This window comes from Phytohabitans aurantiacus, assembly GCF_027923225.1.
In the GTDB taxonomy this organism is placed as follows: Bacteria; Actinomycetota; Actinomycetes; order Mycobacteriales; family Micromonosporaceae; genus Phytohabitans; species Phytohabitans aurantiacus.
Genome location: NZ_BSDI01000075.1, coordinates 1 through 22,396 on the forward strand (window position 1 = coordinate 1; position 22,396 = coordinate 22,396).

The window sequence follows — 22,396 nt, forward strand, 5'->3', positions numbered from 1 at the left end:
AACACAAGACCCCGAATGACCCTCGGCTGGGCCAACCCAGCTGACAAAATGGCCCAACTACTCGGTGTTGCAACCACCGGTTGAGCTCGCCATACGAGCCGTAACTCATCAAGATCTCGGGCTCGAAATGCCCGGCGCACTGGCCGGCGGCCCGAGCTGCGAGGGTGGCCAGCGGTTGGGATTCGAAGCATGCCGCGCGGCGCGAACAGCGCCATCAGGCGTACAGGAAGGCATGCGGCCTGCGGGGGCCGAGGTGTGCTGTCCGCCGCCTCCTGCGGCCGCGCCGATCAAGGCAATGTTCATCGATCAAGGGCGAACGCACGCGGAAAAGAGATCCAACCACGTGCATTCGCCCTTGATCGGCGGAACGTCGGCCGGGCGCGCGGCCGACGCGGGTGGGGTGGCGCGAAGCGGCGGCGCAGCCAAGCGGGAGGGGTGGGGGTTAGGTGGTTCGGTCTAAGGGGCCCCAATCGGGGGAGTGTTGGGCGTTGATTAAGTGCTCGGACTCGGTCAAGGCTTGCTCGGCTATCCAGGCGATCGGGCGGCGGCAGTGGACCAGCGGCTCGTTGTCTGGTCCGCGGCCGATCTCCTCGCCGATCAGCACCCATGGCCGTACGCCGGGACCGCGTAACTCTCGCAGGTGCCGGTAGTCGTACAGGCGGCGCGCCACCCACAGAAGTACGGGCCGGTCGCCCCACCAGGGCTCGACGGTGAGCGGGTTGGCGGAGAGGCCGGGCAGGGGTACGCCGGTGAGCGCGTCGCGGCTGGTCTGCTCGCCCGGGTCGGCCAGGTCCGGGTCAGGCCCCTTCGACCAGCGGACGTACAGGCCGGAGTCTTCCTTCTCGACGAGCTCAGCCAGCTCGCGGAGCGTGTCGACGGTCGGAAGGCTCACCGGCTCCCCTTGATCGCCAGTGTGCCGGCGACCGCGACCAGTACCGTGCACACGCTTGCCCCGAGCCAGCCGCCGGCGTACGCGAAGGCCGGCACAGCGGCCCAGAGCAGGACGGCGACGGCGATCAGCGTGGGTCCCCACCGCCGCCGCCGTTCGTCACCGAGGCCCATCCGGGCGACGAACTCGGGGTCGGTCGTACGCAGGCTCCGTGCGATCTCGTCCAGCCGGCGCTGGTCTTCTCCGCTGATCATGGCGCGGCCCTTCCACCCGGTGTTGCGCCATGGATACCCCGGGTACGCGCGTGATATGCGGGGGCATGTGCCATATCGGCGCGGGTCTACCTCGCGCCTCTCTTAGGCGAACCTTAAATCTCCCTGTGGTAGTCATCCGTAACAACGTCATCGACGTTGGGTCGTACGGGCCGATTTGTGCTGCTCCGCAGCTACGTCACGGGAGCCGCCGGAGCGTGTGGGGGTGCAGCGCTGGCTTAAGCGTTACAGCTGACCCCCGGTGGGCGTCTTGAGCCGATGAGGAAGGTTAACTACCGTCCCGTACGCCGCAGTGGGAAGAGAATCGGGACGGTACATGGCTGACCGGAATGTGCCACGCCACCGACCGTACGAGGAAGGTCGGTGGGAGAGTCAGGTCGTCTCCGCCGACAGCACCACCCGCAAGCCGCACTCGCACCACTACCGCCCCTACCAGCCGCCGCCCCCGCGTCACCGGGCACCATCCGAGCCGGCGCGCAGGGCGGAGCCCGAACGCAAGCCGGAGCGCGCGCGCCGTGCACCGCGCGAGGTCGCGCCGGGCAAGGTGGGGCGGCGCAGCGCGCTGCTCGCGCTGGGGACCCTGATCGCCGGTACCGCCGCCACGCGCACCCAGCAGGGTGGTCGGGTGGTCGACTGGGTACTCGGACGGAGCCAGACCGCCGGTGGTGGTGCCGGCACCGGTGCGGGCATCGTGCCGGACCGCCCGTCGGGCCAGCAGCCGAGCACCGTGCGTACCTACACGGAGCAGAACGAGTCGTACATGGGCTCGAAGGCCGGCGACGCGCTGAAGAAGAACGCGCCCGCCGGTGGCCGCAGGTTCTCCAGCCCGGCGATCGCCGCGAACGCCACCAAGGTCACCGTCGACACGGTGCTGTCCAATGACCCGGCCCGGCACCTCGCCAGCCGGTTGACGTTCGGCCCGACGCCGAAGGTGATCGCCGAGATCAACCAGCTCGGCATCGACGAGTGGATCGAGGTCCAGCTCGCTCCGGAGCGGATCGCCGAGACGCCGGCCGAGAAGAAGCTCGCCGAGTTGACCACGCTGGGCATGACGATCCCGCAACTGCGGGCGGCGCGCGCCGACCTGGAGTCCAAGGGCATCCGGGCCGACGAGCAGGCCGTGCAGGCGACCATCGCCCGGCAGATCTGGTCGGACCGGCAGCTCTTCGAGGTCATGGTCGCCTTCTGGAACGACTTCCTGCACGTGCCCGCGTTCTACGAGGGCTCGCAGGTGCAGCGGGCGTCGTTCGACCGTGACGTGATCCGGCGGTACGCGCTCGACAACTACCCGGACATGCTGGTGGCCGCCAACCAGCACCCGGCACTGCTCACGTACCTGGGGCAGAGCGCATCCACGAAGGACCGCGTCAACGAGAACCTGGCCCGGGAGAACCTGGAGCAGTTCTCGGTGGGCGTCGACGGTGGATACACCGAAAATGACGTCCGGCAGGCGGCGCTGCTCCAGACTGGCCACGGCGTCAAGGACGACCAGTACGCGTACCGGTCGGGCGACCACCACGTCGGCCCCGTGAAGATCATGGGGTTCTCGCACCCGAACGGTTCGGCCGCCGGTGGCGAGCGCGCAGCGGAGGAGTACCTGCGCTTCCTGGCGAGCCACCCGGCGACCGCCCGGGCGATCGCGGCCAGCCTCGCCACCCGCTTCGTCTCCGACACGCCGCCGAAGTCCCTTGTGGACCGGCTGGCGAAGAGCTACACGGTCAACCGGGGCCGGATCAAGCCGGTCCTCATGGAGCTGCTGAGCTCGTCGGAGTTCTGGGCGTCCGTGGGGCAGAAGGTGCGCCGGCCCCTGGAGTACGTCGTCGCCACCTACCGGGCGCTCGGGGTGTCGCCGGAGACGCCGGCCGGGTACCAGCCGGGGCCGGACAGCGGCGGGCGCACGCCGTTCGTCGACGGGCTCCGGCAGCTGCAGCAGAAGCTGGAGGAGCTTGGCCAGTACCCGATGGGCTCGCCGACGCCCGGTGGGTATCCCGACGTCTTCGTCGCCTGGACGTCGGCGGGGTCCATTGTGAACTGCTGGAACGAGGCGGGCGACGCCATCGTCGGCCGGCGGTCGATGTTCACGTACGTCAAACCGGAGCAGCTCGCCGGCGCCACGCCCGCCACCGCGGGTCCCTATCTGGAAGCGCTCACGAAGCGGCTCGTCTTCCAGTCGATCAGCATCCGGGAGCGCGTCCTCATCCTCGGCATCGCGGGCCTCACCCCCGACACGCCGGTCGACCCGACACTGAACGGCGCTATCGTCCCCATCGCACGCGCCATCCTCGCCTCGCCCCAACACCACCTGAGGTAGGTCATGAGTACCCGCCATCCCGAGTTCAGCCGCCGTGCCCTGCTGACGGGTGCCGCCGCGACGGTGACGGCGGTCGCCACGAGCCAGGTCGTGGCGGGGCGGTCGGCTTCGGCCGCTACCGCCAACGGCACGCTCGTGCACGTTTTTCTGAGCGGCGGGCTCGACGGGCTGAGCGTGGTCGCCCCGGTGGACGACCCGGTGCTGCGCAAGACCCGCCCCAACCTGCGCCTCACCGACCGCACCGCCCTCGCCCTTGACCGCGAGTTCCAGCTCACCAGCGCGTTCGCGCCGCTGGAGCGGTACCTCAAGGACGGGCACCTGGCGTTCATCCCCGGCGCGTCCGACACCCGCCTGTCGCGCAGCCACTTCCAGGCCGTCGACGCCTGCAACCTGGGCGGCCTGCCGAACGAGACCGGTGGACGGGGCTGGCTCGACCGGCTGGCAGACCACCTCGGCCCGGGCACCGCGTTCCGCAGCGTAGGCATCGGCGGCACGCTGCCGCGCTCGCTGGTCGGTGCGAACGGCGCCCTGTCGCTGCGCAGCGTGGAGGGTCTGAAGCTCAACGGCGATCCCAAGTTCGCCGCCGCGTCGGTCAAGGCGATCGAGGGGCTCTTCGGCGACATCAACCACCCCGTGGAGCAGTCGATGAAGGCGGTGTTCGGCGCGCTCGGCGCGCTGCCGGCGCCGTCCGAGCCAGCGGCGGGCGTGACCTACGAGGGGATCGGCGTCGCGTTCCGGCAGGTGGCCGAGCTGATCAAGGGCGGCTCGAACGTCCGCATCGCGGCGATCAACAGCGGCGGCTGGGACACCCACGAGGACCAGGGCACGGCCGACGGCGGGTACCTGCACGGCCGGCTCAGCGATCTCGCCGACGGCCTGGCCGCGTTCTTCGCCGATCTCGGCGACAAGGCGAGCGGGGTCACCGTGATGGTGTCCAGCGAGTTCGGGCGCCGCGTGGCCGCGAACGGCAGCGGCACCGATCACGGTCACGGCGGCGTGGTCGCGCTGCTGTCGGGCCGCAAGCTCGCCGGCTCGCTGCTCGGCCGGTGGGACGGCCTTGGCCAGCTCGACGGCGGTGACGTGCCGGAGTACAACAACCTGTTCAACGTGTACGGATCGGTGGCGCAGAGCCAGTTTGGACTCACCGACGCCCAGATCCGCAAGGTGTTCCCGAAGCGCCAGTACTCCCCGATGAAGCTGTTCGCCTAAGAAGCTGCTCGGCTAGACGGCGTGGCCCGTGCGCGGGCGGAGCGTGCCCGCGGGGCGTGATCCGGTGGGCCGCGAGCCGCCCGGCCGTGATCCCGATGGGCGGGTACCGGCCCACCGGGACAGCGCGGATACGCCGTTCAGGGTCTCGACCCCGAACGCGCGTCCCACTACGTTGACACCTAACATGCGCACCCCCGCTCGCGCCTGTCCGGCGCTACCAGCCTTAACGACCGCGGAGCCGGCCGGTCGCTGGTACGCGATCAAGCCGTGCCTAGGCGGCGCGTCGCAAGGTCGAGGTCTGGCGGGGCAGTCCCGGTCGGCGCGTCGCCGTGGCGGTGCGCAGCGCGTCGACCAGCATGCCCTGCACCGCGTACGAGTCGGGCAGCAGCCAGCATGTCTCCTGTGGAGACACCGACCAGCGCACCGGGCCCTCCGGGAGCCGGGTCGGTGGCGCCGGGATCCACGATCCGGGCCCGTGCCGCACGACCACGAGGCTGTCGTCGAGCTCGGGACGCAGCGGATCGCCTGGGCGTACCAGAAACATCCAGCGCCCGGTCGGCGTCACCGCGACCGGACCACGCACCTGTCCGCGTCCCGGTCCTACGACGCCCGCGTACAGGCGAGCCGCACCCAGTACACGCAGGCCGAGGTGTGCCGACACCTCGAGCACGTCGAACGCCCTGCCGGTCGGCAGCAGCACCGCGTGCGGCTGCTGCCGCCACCAGGCGGCGATCTGCACGCAGTCGGCGGAAGCGTCCTCCTCCCAGCGTTCCAGGGCGGGGTGGCAGCCCATCGTGGGGCAGCCAGGGCGGGCGCAGTCGAAGCGCTCGCCCGCGAAACAGGCACCCGGCGTCACGTCCCAGCCGTGTTCGGCGTAGCGCATCGCGGCGCGGCGCAGACGGGTGCGGTCGAGGGTCAGTTGCAGGCCCCGCGCCCGCGGTGCGGACGGGTGGACGAATGGCGGTCGCGGACTCCACCGCATGGGTATAAAACCTCCCGCGTCGGGGGCCGGCGTCATATCAGACGGCCGGCGCCGTCACTTGCTACGACACGCGTCGTTGCTCCAGACAGAGAGCCGTTTTGCAACTTGCATCAAAAGTACGAGCCACGGTCAGCGAGCCAGCGCACACACAGTGCGACCAGCACCAACGGGTGACCGCCTCCGTCACCCGGGACCGCAGCGCTCGACCGGTAGGCCACTGCCGGTGAACGCAAGGGGAGGGGCGGACGTGGATGAGCTGCCTATCGGGCGCCGCGTCGCTTACTGGCGCGCCCGCCGGAAGATGTCGCAGCAGGTCTTCGCCGACCGGCTGGGTAAGTCCAAGAGCTGGGTCGACAAGGTGGAGCGTGGGGTACGCCGCCTCGACAAGTTCTCAGTCGTCTACGAGATCGCCGACGTGCTCCAGGTCGACGTCACGCTGTTGCTCGGTAAGGAGCCCGAACGGCGCTCCGACAGCCTCAACTGCATAGACCAGATCGAGGTCGAGGAGATCCGCGCGGCTCTCGAACGGTACGACCAGATCAGCACGTTCTTCTTCGCCCCGCCCGAGGCGCCGCCGCTGACCGAGATGCGCAAGGCGGTCAGCCACGCCTGGCTGACTTACCAGCACGCGAAGTACGGGGTGCTCGCCCGCGCGCTGCCGAAGCTGCTGCGCGACGGCCAGGCCGCCGACATGGCGGGCAGCTGCGGAGAGAACGGCCGCGACGCCGCGCACCTGCTCGGGCAGGTGTACCAGATCGCCTCGTCGACGCTGCGCAAGCTCGGTGAGCACGAGCTGTCCTGGCTGGCGGCCGACCGGTCGATCGCGGTGTCCCAGCGGGCCGGTGACCATCTGCTGGCCGGCATCGCCACCTACCGGGTCGGCGCGGCGCTGCTCGCCCTCGGCCGGTCCCGCCCGGCGCTGGAGGTCAACGTCAACCTCGCCAACCGGCTGGCGCCCTGCGACAGCACCGAGGCGACACCGGAGCGGCTGTCGGTGTACGGGATGCTGCTGCTCAACGGCGCGATGGCCGCCGCGCGCATCGGCGACACGGCCACCGTCCGCGACCTGCTGCACGGCGCCGAAGAGGCGGCTCGCGAGCTGGGCAGCGACCAGAACCACTTCTGGACCTGCTTCGGCCCCACCAACGTGCAGCTGCACCGGGTGGCCGCCGCCGTCGAGCTCGGCGACGGGCGGGTCGCGGTCGAGACGCACGAGCAGCAGATCGACGGCGACGCGTTCGCGGCCCTGCTCCCCGAACGCCGCGCCCACCACTACATCGACGTCGCCCGCGGGTACGCGCAGATCGGCGACGTGGAGAAGGCGAGCGAGATGCTGCTCGAGGGCGACCGGCTGGCCCCGTCGGAGATCCGGTGCCGCCCCATCGCCCGCGAGGTCCTGTCCGACGTCCTGCGCCGCACCCGCGGCACGCCACCGGTACCTGTCGCCGAGCTGGCAGAGCACATGGGGGTTGGAGTATGACCGGGTGAGTCGGGGCGTCCTCTACCTGATCGCGTGCGGATCGCCGGTCGCGCGCGACATCGGCCGGCTGGTCACGCTCGCCCAGCGGGACGGGTGGGACGTGTGCGTGGTCGTCACGCCCGACGGGCGCAAGTTCGTCGACGTGCCCGCGCTCGCCCTTCAGACCGGCCATCCGGTGCGCACGCTCTACAAGAACCCCGGTGATCCCGACGTGCTGCCGCCCGCCACCGCGATCATCGTCGCGCCCGCCACGGTCAACACCATCAACAAGTGGGCCGCCGGCATCGCCGACACGCTCGCGCTCGGCCTCGTGGTCGAGGCGCAGGGGCGCGGGCTGCCGATCGTCGCGATGCCGTTCACCAACTGGGCGATGGGCGCACACCCGGCTTTCCGGGAGGGCATCGAGCGCCTGCGCGGCTGGGGTATCACCGTGCTCTTCGGCGACGACGTGCTGCCGCTGCACCCGCCCGGCACGGGTGAGCAGCATCGGGCGTCGTTTCCTTGGCATCTCGCCCTCGACGCGCTGCACGCCCGGATGGGTTCCGACCACCAGACGAGTCCAAAGGCGTAACCGACGCCGAGGCGTTGCCCGCTGGTAGCCTCGCCGCCGTGGCAACAACTCCACCCAGTGTGGCCGAAGTGGTGGCCGAGCTTGACCGGCGTTATCCGCCGGCGTGGGCGGAGTCGTGGGACCGCGTGGGGCTCGTTCTCGGCGAGCCGGACGCGCACGTCCGTCGCGTGTTGTGCGTCGTCGACTGCGTGCCCGAAACCGTCGAGGAAGCGCTGAATGTGCGCGCCGACCTGATCGTCGCCCACCATCCGCTGCTGCTGCGCGGGGTGTCGTCGGTGGCGCCGACGACGTACAAGGGGCGCATCATCCACCGGCTCATCAAGAACGACGTCGCGCTCTTCGTCGCGCACACCAACGCCGACGTCGCGGACCCAGGCGTGTCCGACGCCCTGGCCGCGCGGCTCGGCCTGCGCGACCTACGACCGCTGCGGCCCGCGGACGACAGCGGCGACGGCCGGGGGATCGGCCGGATCGGTCGCCTGCCGGCGCCCGTGACGCTCGCCGACCTCACCCTCACCGCGGCCAGGGCGCTGCCGTCGACCGCTTGGGGGGTACGCGCGGCGGGGCCACCCGATCGGATCGTCGAAACCGTGGCGGTGTGCGGCGGGGCCGGCGACTCCTTCCTCGCTGACGCAACCGCGGCGGGCGTCGACGCGTACCTGACAGCGGACCTACGCCACCATCCGGTCAGCGAGCACCTCGCGGGCGGCGGCCCGGCGCTCCTGGACGCGGCGCACTGGGCCACCGAACGCCCGTGGCTGGACGACCTGGCCGCATACCTTCGCGCCACCCTTGACGTCGAGACCGTCGTGTCCGACGTCGACACCGACCCGTGGACCGTGCACCAATCCTTGAAGGAGCCCCGCCCGTGAAGGCAGATCCGGAAGCCCAGCGGCGCCTGCTTGACCTCCAGGCGATCGACACGACGCTGGCCCAGCTCGCGCACAAGCGTCGCACCCTGCCCGAGCACGCGGAGCTGGACGAGCTCGCACGGCAGCTTTCCGCGCTGACCGACGAGCGGGCCCGCGCCCAGGTCGCCGTCGACGACATCGACCGCGACATCGCGCGACTGGAGAAGGACATCGACCAGGTGCGCGCCCGCAAAGACAAGGACCAGGCGCGGCTCGACACCGGCCGCGGCCCCGCTCGGGAGTTGGAGGCGCTCCAGCACGAGATGGCCTCGCTCAAGCGCCGGCAGACCGAGCTGGAAGACGCCGAGCTCGAGTTCATGGAGCAGCGGGAGACAGCACAGGCGACCCTCGACGAGATCGAGGCCCGGCAGGCGACGGCGCGCGAGAAGCGTGAGGCGGCCGAGGCGCGCCGCGATCAGGCGCTCGCCGACATCGCCAAGGAAGAGGAGTTCAAGTCGACGTCGCGGCAGCCGCTCGCGTCGGACCTGCCCGCCGACCTCATCGCGCTGTACGACAAGGTACGTGAGGCGTCCGGCGGCCTCGGCGCCGCACTGTTGAAGGCGGGCCGGTGCGGCGGTTGCCGGCTGGAGCTGTCCGGCAGCGAGCGGGCACGTATCAAAGCGGCGCCCGCCGACGAGGTGGTCCGGTGCGACGAGTGCCGCCGCATCATGGTCCGCACCGCGGAGTCCGGTCTATGAGCCCATCCGGGCTACGGGTCGTCGTCGAAGCAGACGGGGGCGCCCGGGGGAATCCCGGGCCCGCCGGCTTCGGTGCGGTCGTCCGCGACGCCGACTCCAGCGACGTACTGGCCGAGCGTTCCGGTGCGCTGGGCGTCACGACCAACAACGTCGCTGAGTACTCCGGCCTCATCGCCGGCCTGGAGGCGGCCGCCGAGTTCGGCGCCGCCGAGGTCGAGGTGCGGATGGACTCCAAGCTCGTCGTCGAGCAGATGTCCGGGCGCTGGCAGATCAAGAACGCCGGGCTGCGTCCGCTCGCCGCGAAGGCGGCGGCGCTCGTGCGCAGGTTCGAGAAGGTCTCGTACACGTGGGTGCCCCGCGAGCGGAACAAGCACGCCGACGCGCTCGCGAACCAGGCGATGGACGCCGCGGCTGACAAGCCTACGGCGGCTCACAAGCCTGAGAAGGTGGAGCGCGCGCCACGCGCCTCCTGGGAGCCGCCCGCGACCGTGCCAACGCGCCTTCTGCTGGTGCGGCACGGCGCGACCGAGCTGACCGCGCAGGGGCGGTACTCCGGCCGGGGCGACGTGTCGCTGTCGGAGGCGGGGCTCGCACAGGCGCGTGCCACCGGAGCCCGCGTGGCGGCCCTGGGCGCGCCGATCGCCGCTGTCGTCACGTCACCACTCACGCGCTGCGTCCGCACGGGCGAGGCGATCAGCGCGGCGCTCGCCGGTAACGTGCCGCTTGCCGTAGAACCCGATCTGGTCGAGTGCGACTTCGGCGAGTGGGAAGGGCGCACCTTCGCCGAGGTCCGTACACAGTGGCCGGACGAGATGGACGCTTGGCTCGCTTCGACGAGCGTGGCGCCACCGGGCGGCGAGTCCTTCAGAGCGGTGGCCACGCGCGTACGCCGTGCGGTGGCGACGATCCTGAAGGCGTATCCGGAGAAGACCGTCGTCGTTGTCTCACACGTGTCGCCACTGAAGCTCATCCTGCGCGACGCGCTCGCCGCCGGCGACGCTCTCCTGCACCGCCTGTACCTCGATCCGGCCGGACTGTCCATCATCGACAACTGGGCCGACGGCGGGGTGGCAGTGCGGAGCGTCAATGAGACAGGGCACCTCTAAGGTTCGGCGGGCACCGGCGTAGAATTGCGGGTGCGACGGACGAGTCGACCGGGCGGTCGCGTCGGCGGGGTTCAGGCCCCGTCGCCGAGGAACGTCCGGACTCCGTAGGGCAGGGTGGTTGCTAACGGCAACCCGGGGTGACCCGCGGGAAAGTGCCACAGAAAACAGACCGCCGAGCTTCGGCTCGGTAAGGGTGAAACGGCGGGGTAAGAGCCCACCAGCGTCACGGGTGACCGGGACGGCTCGGTAAACCCCACCCGGAGCAAGGCCAAGAAGAGCCGCCGTCGTGAGGCGGTGGCTCGCGCAGGCGTTCGAGGGCTGCCCGCCCGATGCCTGCGGGTAGGCCGCTGGAGCCTGCTGGCAACGGCAGGCCTAGATGGATGGCCGCCGGCCGGCGACACCGTCGCTGGCAACAGAATCCGGCGTACAGGTCGACTCGTCCGTCGCCTCGCACTCGCCAACCACAGTGGATCTGACGCCATCGGGTACGCCTTGCGGGTGGTCTGTGACGGAAAATTCTTCTGGACGATCGGTATGCCGTCGCCATCCGTACCTCTGTTCGCTTACCGCTGTAAATCCCTTATCGAATAAGGCCTTTCACCCGACCGAAGGTCTTCTTGTCGCGTCGTACCCTTCTCGACCTGCGCGGTCTATTGTGGAGGCGGTGCCATTTTTTCTGCTGAAAAGGTGGCGCTTGTTCGTTTCGCGGTGCACAGTGATCTCATGAGCAACAGCGGGAGTGGTGGCCGGTACTTCTGGTGCCTGCGCCATCACCGCGTCGAGGACGACTCGAACTCGTGCCCGAGCAAGTACCAATTGGGTCCGTACGCGTCGGCGGAAGAAGCCGAGCGCGGACTGGAACGTGTACGCGAGCGCAATGAGGACTGGGAAGCCGAAGACGCTCGCTGGGCCGGAGAAGAGAACTGATTCGGCGTGAACCGCCGCCGCGCCAGCAGATTCAGCTGGGCGGGTATCGCACATCGCAAGGAGGAGACCGAGATGGCCGTAGCGAAGAAGGCCACTAGCACATCGGCCGCGAAACGCGCGGCTGCCAAGAGCACCACCCCGGCGGTCGAAGCACCGGCTGCCGTACCAGCACCCAGCGAGACCGACGCCGCGCCGAAGAGCACGGTGGCGGCGACGAAGACCACCGCGCGGAAGACCGTCACGAGCAAGGCCGCCGCGAAGAAGGCGCCCGCGAAGCGGGCCACCGCCAGCAAGGCCACCACCACGGCCAAGAAGGCACCCGCCAAGAAGGCAGCCGCCAAGAAGACGGCTCCGGCTTCCCGCACCGCCGCGAAGAAGGCACCCGCCAAGGCGGCCTCTCGGGCAACGGCGGGGTCGACGCGCCCCTCTACAGCGAAGCGCGCGACTGCGGCCAAGGCGACGACGGCGAAGTCCACGACCGCCAAGCGCACGACCGCCGCGAAGTCGACTGCGGCAAAGTCGACCGTGGCGAAGAAGACGGCGGCCAAGAAGACGGCGGCCGCGACCAAGACCACCGCGGCGAAGAAGACGACCGCCAAGGCGACGACGAAGTCGACGCGTCCGGCGGCGGCGAAGAAGACCGCGGCGACGAAGGCGCCCGCCAAGAAGGCGGCGGCGAAGTCGACGGTGGCCAAGAAGGCACCCGCCAAGAAGGCCGCGGTCAAGAAGACGACCGCCGCGAAGAAGACCGCTGCGGCAAAGACGACGGCGAAGAAGGCACCGGCCCGCAAGGCGCCGGCGCGTAAGTCCGCCGCCCGCTGATTGAAAGGGGCGCCAGGCTGATATGAATGGCCCCGTGGCCACTCGACGCATCCTGGCGCCCAGCATCGACTTCGGTGCGCTGCGCCGCGAGTTGGAACTGCCCGAACAGTTTCCCCTCGCGGCGCAGCGGGAAGCCGACGAGTCGGCGGCGGCGACCGCACTGCCGGCTGTCGACCGCACCGACATTCCTTTCGTCACCATCGACCCGCCAACCTCGCGCGACCTCGATCAGGCGATGTGCCTGCGGGAGCGCGCCGGCGGCGGATACCGGGTGCATTACGCGATAGCCGACGTGGCCGCGTACGTGCGGCCGGGCGGCGCGCTCGACACCGAGACCTGGCGCCGCGGGCAGACGGTGTACCTGCCGGACGGCAAGGTGCCGCTGCACCCGTACTCCCTGAGCGAAGACGCCGTGAGCCTGCTGCCCGGCGTCGACCGCGCGGCCGTGGTGTGGACCGTCGACGTCGACGCCGACGGTTCCACTGTGGCCATACAGCTCGAACGAGCCAAGGTGCGCAGCCGCGCCAAGCTCGACTACGCGGGCGTACAGGCTGATGCCGACGCGGGGCGGCTCGCTGAACCCATCGCCGCGCTGCCCGCCCTCGGCGCTCTTCTCTTCGAGCGCGGGCTGGAGCGCGGCGCCATCAGCCTTCCGCTGCCCGAGCAGGACGTCGAGCCCGACGGCGACGGCTGGCGGCTCGTCCTGCGGGCACCGCACGCGGTCGAGGAGTACAACGCGCAGATCTCGTTGCTGACCGGGATGGCGGCCGCGAGCATCATGCTGACCGGTGGCGTGGGCCTGCTGCGCACGATGCCCGCCCCGCGGTCCGAGGCGGTGGGCCGGCTGCGCGCCGCCGCGCCGGCGCTCGGCATCGAATGGCCCGACGGCCAGCCGGCCGGCCGAGTGGTCGCCTCCGTCGACCCCGCTGACGCGCGCGCCGCAGCCTTCCTCGACCACGCCGCCGAGCTTATGCGGGGCGCCGGGTACACGGCCTTCGACGGCAAGGCACCCGACGACCCCGGGCACGGCGCGGTCGCGGCCCCGTACGCACACGTCACCGCCCCGCTGCGGCGCCTGGCCGACCGGTACGCGACCGAGGTGTGCCTCGCGCTGTACGGCGGCGTGGAGGTGCCTGACTGGGCGCGTGCGGCGCTGCCCCGGCTGCCCGAGGTGATGTCCGGCACTGACCGAGCCGCGTCGGCGGCCGAGCGCGGCGCGGTCGACCTCACCGAGGCGGTGCTGCTCGCGGGCCGGGTCGGTGACGAGTTCGACGCCGCGGTCCTCGACGTTGACGACCGGCCGAAGAAGGTGCCCGGGGGCCTGATCGCGCTCGACGAGCCGCCCGTGCGGGCGCGCTGCGAGGGCGACCTGCCGCTGGGCGAGCGGATCCGGGTGCGGCTGGTCACCGCCGACCCGGCGCAGCGCCGGGTCCTCTTCACGCGATCGGGATGAACCTCATATCAACGGGCGGCGCGACGGTGGCAGGATCTGAGCATGGGATTTGACGCGAGCGCCCTACCCGACGTGTCCGGCCGCACCGTCGGCATCATTGGCGGCACCGGCGACCAGGGGCGCGGGCTGGCGTACCGGTTCGCGCGCGCCGGGCACCCCGTGGTCATCGGCAGCCGGTCGGCCGAGCGCGCCGCACAGGCGGCGGCCGAGATCGGAGCCCTGCCCGGTGTGACCGCCGAGCCGAGTGGCGCCGCCAACGACGACGCCGCTCGCCGGTCCGACATCGTCGTGATCGCGGTGCCGTGGGACGGCCACGCGGCCACCGTGGCGGCGCTGCGCGAGCCGCTCGCCGGCAAGCTCGTCGTCGACTGCGTCAACCCGCTGGGCTTCGACAAGCAGGGCCCGTACGCGCTGCCGGTCCCCGAGGGCAGTGCGGTACAGCAGTGCGCGGCGCTGCTGCCCGAGTCGACCGTCTGCGGCGCCTTCCACCACGTGAGCGCGCCGCTGCTGGCCGACCCCGAGGTCGAGCGGATGGACCTCGACGTGCTGATCTGCGGTGAAGACCGGGAGGCGATCGCGACGGTGGCGGCGCTGGCGGGACGGATCCCGGGCATGCGCGGCATCTACGCGGGGCGGCTGCGTAACGCGCACCAGATCGAGGCATTCACGGCCAACCTGATCGCCATCAACAAGCGGTACAAGGCACACGCCGGCATCCGCGTAACCGACCTCTAACCACCGGGGTGCGTAACGAGTGTGAAATGTTCCACTAACACCTGACGGGGTCGGTGTGGCCGGTGGGACGCTTGCTCCAGAACCCGGGGACCGCGAGCGCGGCCTCGAGGCGAGAGGAGACGACGATGTCCGAGCCGGCCCTTTACGGCGGCCCTGCCACTCGACGGGTACGAACGCGCGACCTGATCGCGGCCAAGCAGCGCGGCGAGCGCTGGCCGATGCTGACCTCGTATGACCAGTACACCGCCGCCATCTTCGACCAGGCGGGCATCCCCGTCCTGCTGGTCGGCGACTCCGCGGCCAACAACGTGTTCGGCTACGAGACCACCGTGCCGGTGACGGTCGACGACCTGCTGCCGCTGGTACGCGCTGTGGTCCGCGCCACAAAGCGCACCCTGGTGGTCGGTGACATGCCGTTCGGCTCGTACGAGGAGGGCCCGACCCAGGCGCTGCGCACGGCGGTGCGGTTCATGAAGGAAGGCGGCTGTCACGCCGTCAAGCTCGAAGGCGGCCGGCGGGTCGCCGAGCAGATCGCCGCGATCACCGGCGCGGGCATCCCGGTCATGGGCCACGTCGGATTCACGCCGCAGAGCGAGCACCAGATCGGCGGCTACCGGGTACAGGGGCGTGGCGACGCCGCCGAAGACGTGGTCGCCGACGCGCACGCCGTCACCGAGGCGGGCGCCTTCGCGGTCGTACTGGAGATGGTCACCAGCGAGGTCGCCAAGCGGATCACGCACGACCTGCCCATCCCGACGGTCGGCATCGGCGCCGGGCCCGACACCGACGCGCAGGTGCTGGTCTGGCAAGACATGGCCGGCCTGCGCACGGGCCACGCGCCGCGCTTCGTCAAGCGGTACGCCGATATGGCCGGCGCGCTCACGGAGGCCACCCAGAAGTTCGCCGAGGAAGTTCGCGGCGGCGAGTTCCCCGGCCCCGAGCACGCCTTCCACTAGCGTTCCTTCGCCCTGATCACGAGGGGTGTTCGCGCCAGCGGTTGGTGATGGGTAGGCGCCGGTCGCGGCCGAACGCCTTGATCGAGATTTTGGTGCCGGGCGCGGACTGCCGGCGCTTGTACTCGGCGACGTCGACCATGCGCAGCACCCGGTCGACCAGCGCCGGGTCGTGCCCCTCGGCGACCAGCTGGTCGCGCCCGAGATCGCCGTCGACGTACCCGGCGAGGATCGCGTCGAGCTCGTCGTAGTCGGGCAGCGAGTCGGTGTCGAGCTGGCCGGGGCGCAACTCGGCGCTCGGCGGCTTGGCGATCGAGTTTTCCGGGATCGGCGGCTCGGCGCCGCGCCGCTCGGCTTCCGCGTCTCGCCAGCGGGCGAGCTTCCAGACGAGCGTCTTCGGCACGTCCTTGAGCGGGTTGAAGCCGCCGACCGAGTCACCGTACAAAGTGGAGTAACCGACGGCCAGCTCGCTCTTGTTGCCCGTGGTGAGTACGAGGTGACCCTCCTGGTTGGACAGTGCCATGAGGATGACACCGCGCACGCGCGCCTGGAGGTTCTCGACGGCGAGACCGGAGAGCGACATGTTGGCCAGGAACGCGTCGACCATCGGCTGGATCGGCTCGATCCGGTAGTCGAGGCCGGTGCGCTTGGCGAGGTCGGCCGCGTCGTCCTTCGAGTGCCCCGACGAGTGCTGGCTGGGCATCGACACGCCCACGACCCGGTCCGAGCCGAGCGCGTCGACGGCGATCGCCGCGACGACCGACGAGTCGATGCCGCCGGAGAGGCCGAGAACCACCGAGCGGAAGCCGTTCTTCTCCACGTAGTCGCGCAGGCCGAGCACCAGCGCGTGCCACACCTCTGCCTCGTCGGTGACGCGGTCGGCGATACCACCCTCCACAAGGGAGGACGGTGCCGGCGGCGCGGCGGGAACCTCCACGCGGCGCACTGACATCTCACCGAGGTCGCCGGTGGGCGCGTCCGGCTCCGCGGCGGGCAGGTCGAGGTCGTGGATCATCAGGTGCTCGGCGAACTGCGGCGCGCGGGCGAGCAGCGTGCCGCCGGCGGTCACCACGATCGAGTCGCCGTCGAAGACCAGCTCGTCCTGGCCGCCGACCATGTTGACGTACGCGATCGCCGCCCCCGCCTCCGCGGCCCTGCGCTGAACGAGTGAGAGCCGCACGTCGTCCTTGTTCAGCTCGTACGGCGAGCCGTTGATGTTGACGACCAGGCCGACCCGGGCCCGCCCCGCCACCGCGAACGGGCCACCGGCCTGCCAGATGTCTTCGCAGATGGTGAGCGCGATGTCGACGCCGGCCAGCCGGATGACGGTGAGCGTGTCACCCGGCTCGAAGTACCGGTCTTCGTCGAAGACGCCGTAGTTGGGCAGGTGGTGCTTGTAGTACGTGGTGAGCACCTCGCCGCCGTGCAGCACGGCGAGCGCGTTGCGGGGACCACCGTCGGCGTCGAGGTAGCCGACGACGACCGGCAGCTCGCCCAGCCCGTCGGCGGCCAGGTCGGTGGCGAGGCTCCGCAGGGCGGCCGTGGACGCCGCGACGAACGACTTGCGGAACACGAGGTCCTCGACGGGGTACCCGGTCAGCATCATCTCGGGGAACGCCGCGATCTGGGCGCCGGAGTCGGCGGCGGCGCGGCTCCACTCGCGCACGGTGGCGGCGTTGCCGGCCAGATCGCCGACGGTCGGGTTTACCTGGGCGAGGGCGATGCGCAGAGTCGGCATGACTCCATCTTCCCCGGTGACGCGGGCCACTGTCCCAGCGGCTGGGCCCGGTCGAGCGCCCGGCGCAGGGTGTCGGCCACATCGTCGGGGTCCACCGTGCCGGCGGGACCGAGGTGGCGCAGTACCGACAGCACAGCACCCACGCGACCGACCGCGAGGTACCCCGCGCGCGTGCCGCTCTCGCCGCGAGCGGTGACGCGCACCGCGTACGCCTCGTCGCCGACCCGGCGCAGCGCCATCTCGCGCAGGTGGACGCGGACGGCCGTACCGTCATCGAGCCGCGCGTCGAACTCGGGACAGGCCCCCGACGCGGCGCGGAGTTCGCCGAAGGCGCGCTGCGCGCCGTCGGATCCGAAGAGCGTGAGCGCCTGCCGCAGCAGGGTGCCGTCGCGCCGCCCGGCGAAGTCGCCGACCGCGCGGTCGGTGGCCCGGGCGCGCGTGACGTCCCACGGCCGCTCGAAGAGCGCCCGGCAGCGTTCCCGCCGGTCAGGGCCGGCGGCGGTCCGCGGCGGCGGCGTCTCGCGGTAGCCGTCCGGCAGGTCGGCGGCCGCGAGCAGCGCCTCGCTCAGCTCCGGTTGGGTCGCGGTGAGCGGTCCGAGCCGCGGGGACGGCGTGGGGTCCGCGGTGTGCCCGCCGGTCACCCGCACGTGCACGACACCAGCCAGCACGAGTACCGCCGCCAGCAGCCCGCCCAGCGTCAGGCCGCCGACGATCACGCGGCTGCGTACCATGAATTGTCCCCTCCCGGTCTGTTTGGTATCAACGGCGAGGAACCGGACAGGGTTGCGCCCAGCCCCGAGACATGCGGCGCTCGGCGTTGCCGTAACGTCGGCGTAACGGGGTAGGGGGAGACTCCGTACAGCTCAGCGACCACGTAACGGCGTCACAAGGTCACCGCGTCACAAGGGGTTAGCAGTGGACCGTCAGCAGGAGTTCGTGCTCCGCACGCTCGAAGAGCGCGACATCCGGTTCGTCCGGTTGTGGTTCACCGACGTGCTGGGCACGCTCAAGAGCGTCTCGGTGGCGCCGGCCGAGCTGGAGGCCGCGTTCGAAGAGGGCATCGGGTTCGACGGCTCGGCGATCGAGGGCTTCGCCCGCGTCTTCGAGTCCGACATGATCGCGATGCCCGATCCGACCACCTTCCAGGTGTTCCCGTTCGAGGGCGGCGTCAGCGGCGAGAGCGCCCGGATGTTCTGCGACATCCTGCTGCCCGACGGCAGCCCGTCCTGGGCCGACCCGCGCCACGTGCTGCGCCGTGCGCTGTCCAAGGCGGCCGAGAAGGGCTTCACCTTCTACACCCACCCCGAGATCGAGTTCTTCCTGCTGGAAAACGGCCCCTCTGACGGCTCGTTGCCGACGCCGGTCGACGCGGGCGGCTACTTCGACCACACCACGCACGCGGTCGCGCGCGACTTCCGGCGGCAGGCCGTGCTCGCGCTGGAGCGGATCGGCATCTCGGTCGAGTTCAGCCACCACGAGGTCGCGCCCGGCCAGCAGGAGATCGACCTGCGATACGCGGACGCGCTCACCACGGCCGACAACATCATGACCTTCCGGCACGTGGTCAAGGAGGTCGCGCTCTCGCACAACGTGCGCGCCACGTTCATGCCGAAGCCGTTCACCGACCAGCCGGGCAGCGGCATGCACACGCACCTGTCGCTGTTCGAGGGCGAGCGCAACGCGTTCCACGACGCCAGCGACCCGATGAAGCTGTCGAAGGTCGCCAGAGCGTTCATCGCCGGCCTGCTGGTGCACGCCCGGGAGTACACCGCGGTCACCAACCAGTGGGTCAACTCGTACAAGCGGCTGTTCCCGCAGGCCCTGCCCGACCGGATCACCGAGTCGCCGGCGTACGTCTGCTGGGGGCACCTCAACCGGTCCGCGCTGGTGCGCGTCCCGGCGTACGGCAAGCCAAACTCCGCGCGGGTCGAGGTCCGCTCGCTCGACTCGGCCGCCAACCCGTACCTGGCCTTCGCGGTCATGCTCGGCGCCGGCCTGAAGGGCATCGAGGAGGGCTACGAGCTGCCGCCGGGGGCCGAGGACGACGTGTGGTCGCTGTCCGTCGCCGAGCGCAAGGCGATGGGGTACGAGGCGCTGCCGGAAAACCTCTCGGAGGCGATCGACGTGATGGCCGGCTCCGAGCTGATCGCCGAGGTGCTGGGCGAGCACGTCTTCGACTTCTTCCTGCGCAACAAGCGGGCCGAGTGGGAGCAGTACCGCCGCGAGGTCACCCCTTACGAGCGCCAGCGCTACCTCGGCGCTCTCTGAGCCGGATATGGCGGTGCCGCCCGCCGGCACCCCGGGGGACGGGCGCGGCGAGCGGCACCGGGCTTGTGCTACTTCGGGCCGGGGGCGCCCTTGCCGGCGAAGCCGCCCAGGACGCCCGCCTCGTACGCCTTGAGGATCGCGTCGGCCTGCTCCTGCGTGAGCTTGCCTTCCTTCACCGCGGCGTCGAGCCGGCTCTTCAGCTCGGCCTGCCGGTCGGCCTGGGTCTTCGGTGCGCCCTTCGGCTGGCCCTGAGGCTTCTGCTGCTCGCGTACCTTCTCGACGGCGGCGGCCACCTTGTCCTCCGAGATGCCAAGCTCAGCCGCCAGGGCCTTGGCGAACGCGGCGTCCCGGTCGGCGCGGGCCTGCTTCCGGTCGGTCTGGCTGGTGGACGAGGAGCCCGAGCCATCCTCCGCGAACGCGACAGTGGGTGCGGCGATGCCGACCGCGAGCACGCCCGCCGCGGCCAACCCGGCGAACATCGTCTTCTTGGATATCGGCCTGGACATCGAACCTCCGGATACGCGGTTGGGGGTGGGTACTCGACCGACCATGGAGCGCTGGCCTGTAACGGCACCATGGCGCCCCTGTCAACGGGCTGACAATCAAGCTCCCGGGTGGCCGATTTGCGCTGCGGCGGACGGTTCGTCACCAGCGGGCGCACAGGAAGAGCCCATGGACTCATTCGTACGTGTGTCGTAACGTCGGTTCTATGAACCGCGCCGTCCGGTTGTGCGCCTTAGTGGCCGAGTTGCGCGCGGCGTCCCGGCCACGCTCCGCGTCCTGGCTGGCGCGGAGCTTCGCCATCAGCGCGCGCACGGTCGAGCGCGACGTCCGCTCGCTGCGCCGCTCAGGGCTGCCGATCGTCGCCCGTCGTGACGGATACACCCTCGACCGCTCCCGCGTCCTGCCGCCGCTGCAGCTCGCGCCGAGTGAGGCCGTGGCGGTCGCGGTGGCGCTGCACCGGCTGGGTGGCACCCCGTTTCACGCGGACGCCGCCTCCGCCCTGCGCAAGCTGGGCACGGTGCTGCCCGAGACCGACGACGAGACCGCCCGGGAGTTGGCCGAGCGCCTGCACTTCGCCGTCGGTCACCCGGCACCCGTCGTGCCCCGGGTCATCGCCGACGCGCTGCACGGTCGCACCGTCCTGCGGATCGACTACACCGACCGGTACGGGATGGCCACCACGCGCCACGTGGAGCCGCTGGGCTACGTCGGCAACCGGGAGTACTGGTACCTGGTGGCGTGGTGCCGGCTGCGCGACGGGGTTCGGGCCTTCCGCACCGATCGCATCGAGTCCGTGACGGGCACCGCCGAGCCCGCCCCGCCGCGCCGCCTGTTGCCGAGCGACCTCGATCTCCCCGGAGACCTGGTGCGGCCGCTCGTTCTCGGTTGATGGTTGCTACCTCCTGGCCCGCCGCATCCCGGACCGCATGTCGGCCCGCATGCCCACGGAGGCGATGCCCAGGCCGAGGAGCAGGCACAGGGCGCCGGCGATGACGTTGCTGACGATCGCCGAGTTGTCTGGCGTAGGGCCGTTGACCAGCCATGGCGCGACGATCGTCCAAGCGCCGATCACCGCGGTGACCCAGGTGATGCCGTGCGTCCGGCCGTACACCGAGGCGAAGACGAGCGCGAGCAGCGCGACCGCTACGCCGCTGAAGAGGTTGCTCGCGGTCAGGCTCGGGGAGTCGCCGGTGAAGCCGACGACCCACGGCGACATCGCCAGGTACAGGCCGGTGAGGAGGGTGAGCCCGTCGACCAACTGAGCGGTCGGCGTCTCAGCGACCCGGTCGTACCGTGCGCGTAGGGCGGTAATGTCCGGGTGATCCTCGATTGCGGGGGTTTGCGCTGTCATCGCAACCCCACCTCCCTCACGGAGAGAAAGGGTGGAAGTCTTCCACTCACTCGAAGCATGCTCCGGTTGCGTGGGTAGCCGCTAGAGCAAGATTGTCTACCCGGACACACCGGGCTCGACGATCAGCGTGCCGGCCGCCGCGTCCATCGTGGCCGGGACGCCGACGGGCACCGTGAGCTGGCCGTACCCGTGCCCGATGGGCAGACCGCCGAGCACCGGGACGCCGAGGTCGCCGAGCCGGTCGAGCAGCACCTCGACGACGCTCACCGGCCAGTCGTCGGCGCAGTTCGTGAACTGGCCCACGGCCACACCGGCGATACCCGCGAGCGCGCCGGCGCGGCGCAGGTGGGTCAGCATCCGGTCCACTCTGTACGGTGCTTCGTCGACGTCTTCCAGAAGCACTATCGCACCGGTCAGGTCGGGCATGTCAGGTGTGCCGACGGACGACGCGAGCAGGCTCAGGTTGCCGCCGATGAGCGTGCCGGACGCCGCACCGGGCACGGTGACCGGTGCGGTCTGCTCGCTCTCGATCCGTTTCACCACAACGGGATCGGTGCTCATCAGCGCGGCGCGCAGCGACTCCGCCGACAGCGGTGGCGTGCGCTCCTCGAGCCACGCCACGCCCGGACCGTGCACAGTGGCCAGTCGCGCTCCGCGCCACAGGGCGAGCTGGAGACCGGTGATGTCGGAGAATCCCGCGACCACCTTGGGATCGCGCCGCACCGCCGCCATGTCGATCGCGTCGACGACCCGCTGCGCGCCATACCCGCCGCGGGTGCAGAGCACGCCGCGCACCTCCGGATCGGCGAACGCCGTGTTGAGATCGGCGGCACGCAGCACGTCGGCGCCCGCGAGGTACCCCTGCCGGGCGTACGCGTTCGGCGCGAGCATCGGCCGCAGGCCCCAGCCGGTCAGCAACTCGATCCCGCGAGCCACCCGCTCCGGCCGCGTGGGCCCCGACGGCGATACCAGCATGACCGTGTCGCCGGCCCGCAACGCCCGCGCCTGCACCCCGCTGTCCACGCGCCCGAGACTAGCCGCCCGCCCCCGCCCCCAGGGCGGCATACAGCTTTCACCCTGCTTTGCTCTGCTTCCCTCACGGCTACACCGATCGGGCACGGCGAGCATCCTCCTCCGGGCGTTTCCGTCAAGGAAGTAGAGCAAAGCAGGGTGCGACCTCACCCGGTGGGCGGCGGGGTGGGTGGGTAGGTTGGGC

At 70.9% G+C, this 22,396-nt stretch carries 22 protein-coding genes and 1 other RNA gene; 15 read left to right on the top strand and 8 right to left on the bottom strand.

The features are described 5' to 3' along the window. Positions 1 to 442: 442 nt before the first annotated feature. Positions 443 to 892, bottom strand: a complete 450-nt coding sequence (locus QMG73_RS41305; protein ID WP_281904892.1) for a DUF6098 family protein — start codon at positions 890 to 892, stop codon at positions 443 to 445. After that, positions 889 to 1,143 (bottom strand): DUF3040 domain-containing protein, encoded by a 255-nt coding sequence (locus QMG73_RS41310; RefSeq protein ID WP_281904893.1) that lies wholly within the window; start codon positions 1,141 to 1,143, stop codon positions 889 to 891. The genes QMG73_RS41305 and QMG73_RS41310 overlap by 4 nt, the downstream gene beginning before the upstream one ends. 334 nt (positions 1,144 to 1,477) lie before the next feature. Between QMG73_RS41310 and QMG73_RS41315 the strand changes: the two genes are divergently transcribed. Together QMG73_RS41315 and QMG73_RS41320 are read left to right on the top strand one after the other, a co-directional pair. Continuing rightward, positions 1,478 to 3,472: a DUF1800 domain-containing protein gene (locus tag QMG73_RS41315; protein WP_281904894.1), complete on the top strand. Its 1,995-nt coding sequence runs from the start codon at positions 1,478 to 1,480 to the stop codon at positions 3,470 to 3,472. A 3-nt stretch (positions 3,473 to 3,475) separates the two neighbouring features. After that, on the top strand, positions 3,476 to 4,681 hold the full coding sequence (locus tag QMG73_RS41320; protein ID WP_281904895.1) for a DUF1501 domain-containing protein: 1,206 nt from the start codon (positions 3,476 to 3,478) through the stop codon (positions 4,679 to 4,681). A gap of 271 nt (positions 4,682 to 4,952) precedes the next feature. Here the strand turns inward: QMG73_RS41320 and QMG73_RS41325 are convergent, their stop codons facing one another. Next, positions 4,953 to 5,564 carry a bifunctional DNA primase/polymerase gene (locus QMG73_RS41325; RefSeq protein ID WP_281905039.1) on the bottom strand — a complete coding sequence of 204 codons (612 nt, stop codon included), beginning with the start codon at positions 5,562 to 5,564 and terminating at the stop codon, positions 4,953 to 4,955. A 346-nt stretch (positions 5,565 to 5,910) separates the two neighbouring features. Between QMG73_RS41325 and QMG73_RS41330 the strand changes: the two genes are divergently transcribed. The 11 genes from QMG73_RS41330 to panB all read left to right on the top strand — a co-directional run bounded on the left by QMG73_RS41330 (position 5,911) and on the right by panB (position 15,322). Further along, positions 5,911 to 7,143 (top strand): helix-turn-helix domain-containing protein, encoded by a 1,233-nt coding sequence (locus tag QMG73_RS41330; protein WP_281904896.1) that lies wholly within the window; start codon positions 5,911 to 5,913, stop codon positions 7,141 to 7,143. Positions 7,144 to 7,147: 4 nt separating this feature from the next. Beyond that, positions 7,148 to 7,714, top strand: a complete 567-nt coding sequence (locus QMG73_RS41335) for a flavoprotein (protein WP_281904898.1) — start codon at positions 7,148 to 7,150, stop codon at positions 7,712 to 7,714. A gap of 68 nt (positions 7,715 to 7,782) precedes the next feature. Further along, on the top strand, positions 7,783 to 8,586 hold the full coding sequence (locus QMG73_RS41340; RefSeq protein ID WP_281905041.1) for a Nif3-like dinuclear metal center hexameric protein: 804 nt from the start codon (positions 7,783 to 7,785) through the stop codon (positions 8,584 to 8,586). After that, entirely contained in the window at positions 8,583 to 9,323 is a 741-nt protein-coding gene (locus tag QMG73_RS41345; RefSeq protein WP_281904900.1) for a zinc ribbon domain-containing protein, read from the top strand. Before QMG73_RS41340 ends, QMG73_RS41345 begins: the two co-directional genes overlap by 4 nt. Then, a complete protein-coding gene (locus QMG73_RS41350; protein WP_281904901.1) occupies positions 9,320 to 10,429 on the top strand; it encodes a bifunctional RNase H/acid phosphatase in 1,110 nt (369 codons plus the stop codon). Before QMG73_RS41345 ends, QMG73_RS41350 begins: the two co-directional genes overlap by 4 nt. Before the next feature lie 40 nt (positions 10,430 to 10,469). Then, an RNA gene (gene rnpB, locus QMG73_RS41355) (RNase P RNA component class A) lies at positions 10,470 to 10,872 on the top strand. Positions 10,873 to 11,152: 280 nt separating this feature from the next. Further along, the gene (locus QMG73_RS41360) at positions 11,153 to 11,356 is read left to right on the top strand and encodes a hypothetical protein (protein ID WP_281904903.1); all 204 of its coding nucleotides are present in this window, start codon (positions 11,153 to 11,155) and stop codon (positions 11,354 to 11,356) included. A 72-nt stretch (positions 11,357 to 11,428) separates the two neighbouring features. Continuing rightward, positions 11,429 to 12,178, top strand: a complete 750-nt coding sequence (locus QMG73_RS41365; RefSeq protein WP_281904904.1) for a hypothetical protein — start codon at positions 11,429 to 11,431, stop codon at positions 12,176 to 12,178. Between the two features lie 34 nt (positions 12,179 to 12,212). Beyond that, positions 12,213 to 13,631 carry an RNB domain-containing ribonuclease gene (locus QMG73_RS41370; protein ID WP_281904907.1) on the top strand — a complete coding sequence of 473 codons (1,419 nt, stop codon included), beginning with the start codon at positions 12,213 to 12,215 and terminating at the stop codon, positions 13,629 to 13,631. Positions 13,632 to 13,673: 42 nt separating this feature from the next. After that, the gene (gene npdG / locus QMG73_RS41375; protein WP_281904910.1) at positions 13,674 to 14,366 is read left to right on the top strand and encodes an NADPH-dependent F420 reductase; all 693 of its coding nucleotides are present in this window, start codon (positions 13,674 to 13,676) and stop codon (positions 14,364 to 14,366) included. A gap of 125 nt (positions 14,367 to 14,491) precedes the next feature. Next, positions 14,492 to 15,322, top strand: a complete 831-nt coding sequence (panB, locus tag QMG73_RS41380; RefSeq protein WP_281904911.1) for a 3-methyl-2-oxobutanoate hydroxymethyltransferase — start codon at positions 14,492 to 14,494, stop codon at positions 15,320 to 15,322. A 16-nt stretch (positions 15,323 to 15,338) separates the two neighbouring features. On the opposite strand, the gene QMG73_RS41385 is transcribed toward panB, so the two are convergent. Together QMG73_RS41385 and QMG73_RS41390 are read right to left on the bottom strand one after the other, a co-directional pair. Next, entirely contained in the window at positions 15,339 to 17,057 is a 1,719-nt protein-coding gene (locus QMG73_RS41385) for an NAD+ synthase (RefSeq protein WP_281904912.1), read from the bottom strand. Further along, complete coding sequence (locus QMG73_RS41390; protein ID WP_281904914.1) at positions 17,024 to 17,788, bottom strand: hypothetical protein; 765 nt, start codon at positions 17,786 to 17,788, stop codon at positions 17,024 to 17,026. The genes QMG73_RS41385 and QMG73_RS41390 overlap by 34 nt, the downstream gene beginning before the upstream one ends. 184 nt (positions 17,789 to 17,972) lie before the next feature. Between QMG73_RS41390 and glnA the strand changes: the two genes are divergently transcribed. Continuing rightward, positions 17,973 to 19,325, top strand: a complete 1,353-nt coding sequence (gene glnA, locus QMG73_RS41395) for a type I glutamate--ammonia ligase (protein ID WP_281904915.1) — start codon at positions 17,973 to 17,975, stop codon at positions 19,323 to 19,325. A gap of 68 nt (positions 19,326 to 19,393) precedes the next feature. Here the strand turns inward: glnA and QMG73_RS41400 are convergent, their stop codons facing one another. Further along, complete coding sequence (locus QMG73_RS41400) at positions 19,394 to 19,831, bottom strand: hypothetical protein (protein ID WP_281904917.1); 438 nt, start codon at positions 19,829 to 19,831, stop codon at positions 19,394 to 19,396. Between the two features lie 203 nt (positions 19,832 to 20,034). Here QMG73_RS41400 and QMG73_RS41405 point away from each other — a divergent pair, with 203 nt between their 5' ends. Continuing rightward, entirely contained in the window at positions 20,035 to 20,718 is a 684-nt protein-coding gene (locus QMG73_RS41405; protein WP_281904918.1) for a helix-turn-helix transcriptional regulator, read from the top strand. A 6-nt stretch (positions 20,719 to 20,724) separates the two neighbouring features. Here QMG73_RS41405 and QMG73_RS41410 read toward each other — a convergent pair whose 3' ends face one another. After that, a complete protein-coding gene (locus tag QMG73_RS41410; RefSeq protein ID WP_281904920.1) occupies positions 20,725 to 21,180 on the bottom strand; it encodes an SPW repeat protein in 456 nt (151 codons plus the stop codon). Positions 21,181 to 21,276: 96 nt separating this feature from the next. Then, the gene (locus QMG73_RS41415) at positions 21,277 to 22,155 is read right to left on the bottom strand and encodes a S66 peptidase family protein (protein WP_281905043.1); all 879 of its coding nucleotides are present in this window, start codon (positions 22,153 to 22,155) and stop codon (positions 21,277 to 21,279) included. Positions 22,156 to 22,396: the final 241 nt, after the last annotated feature.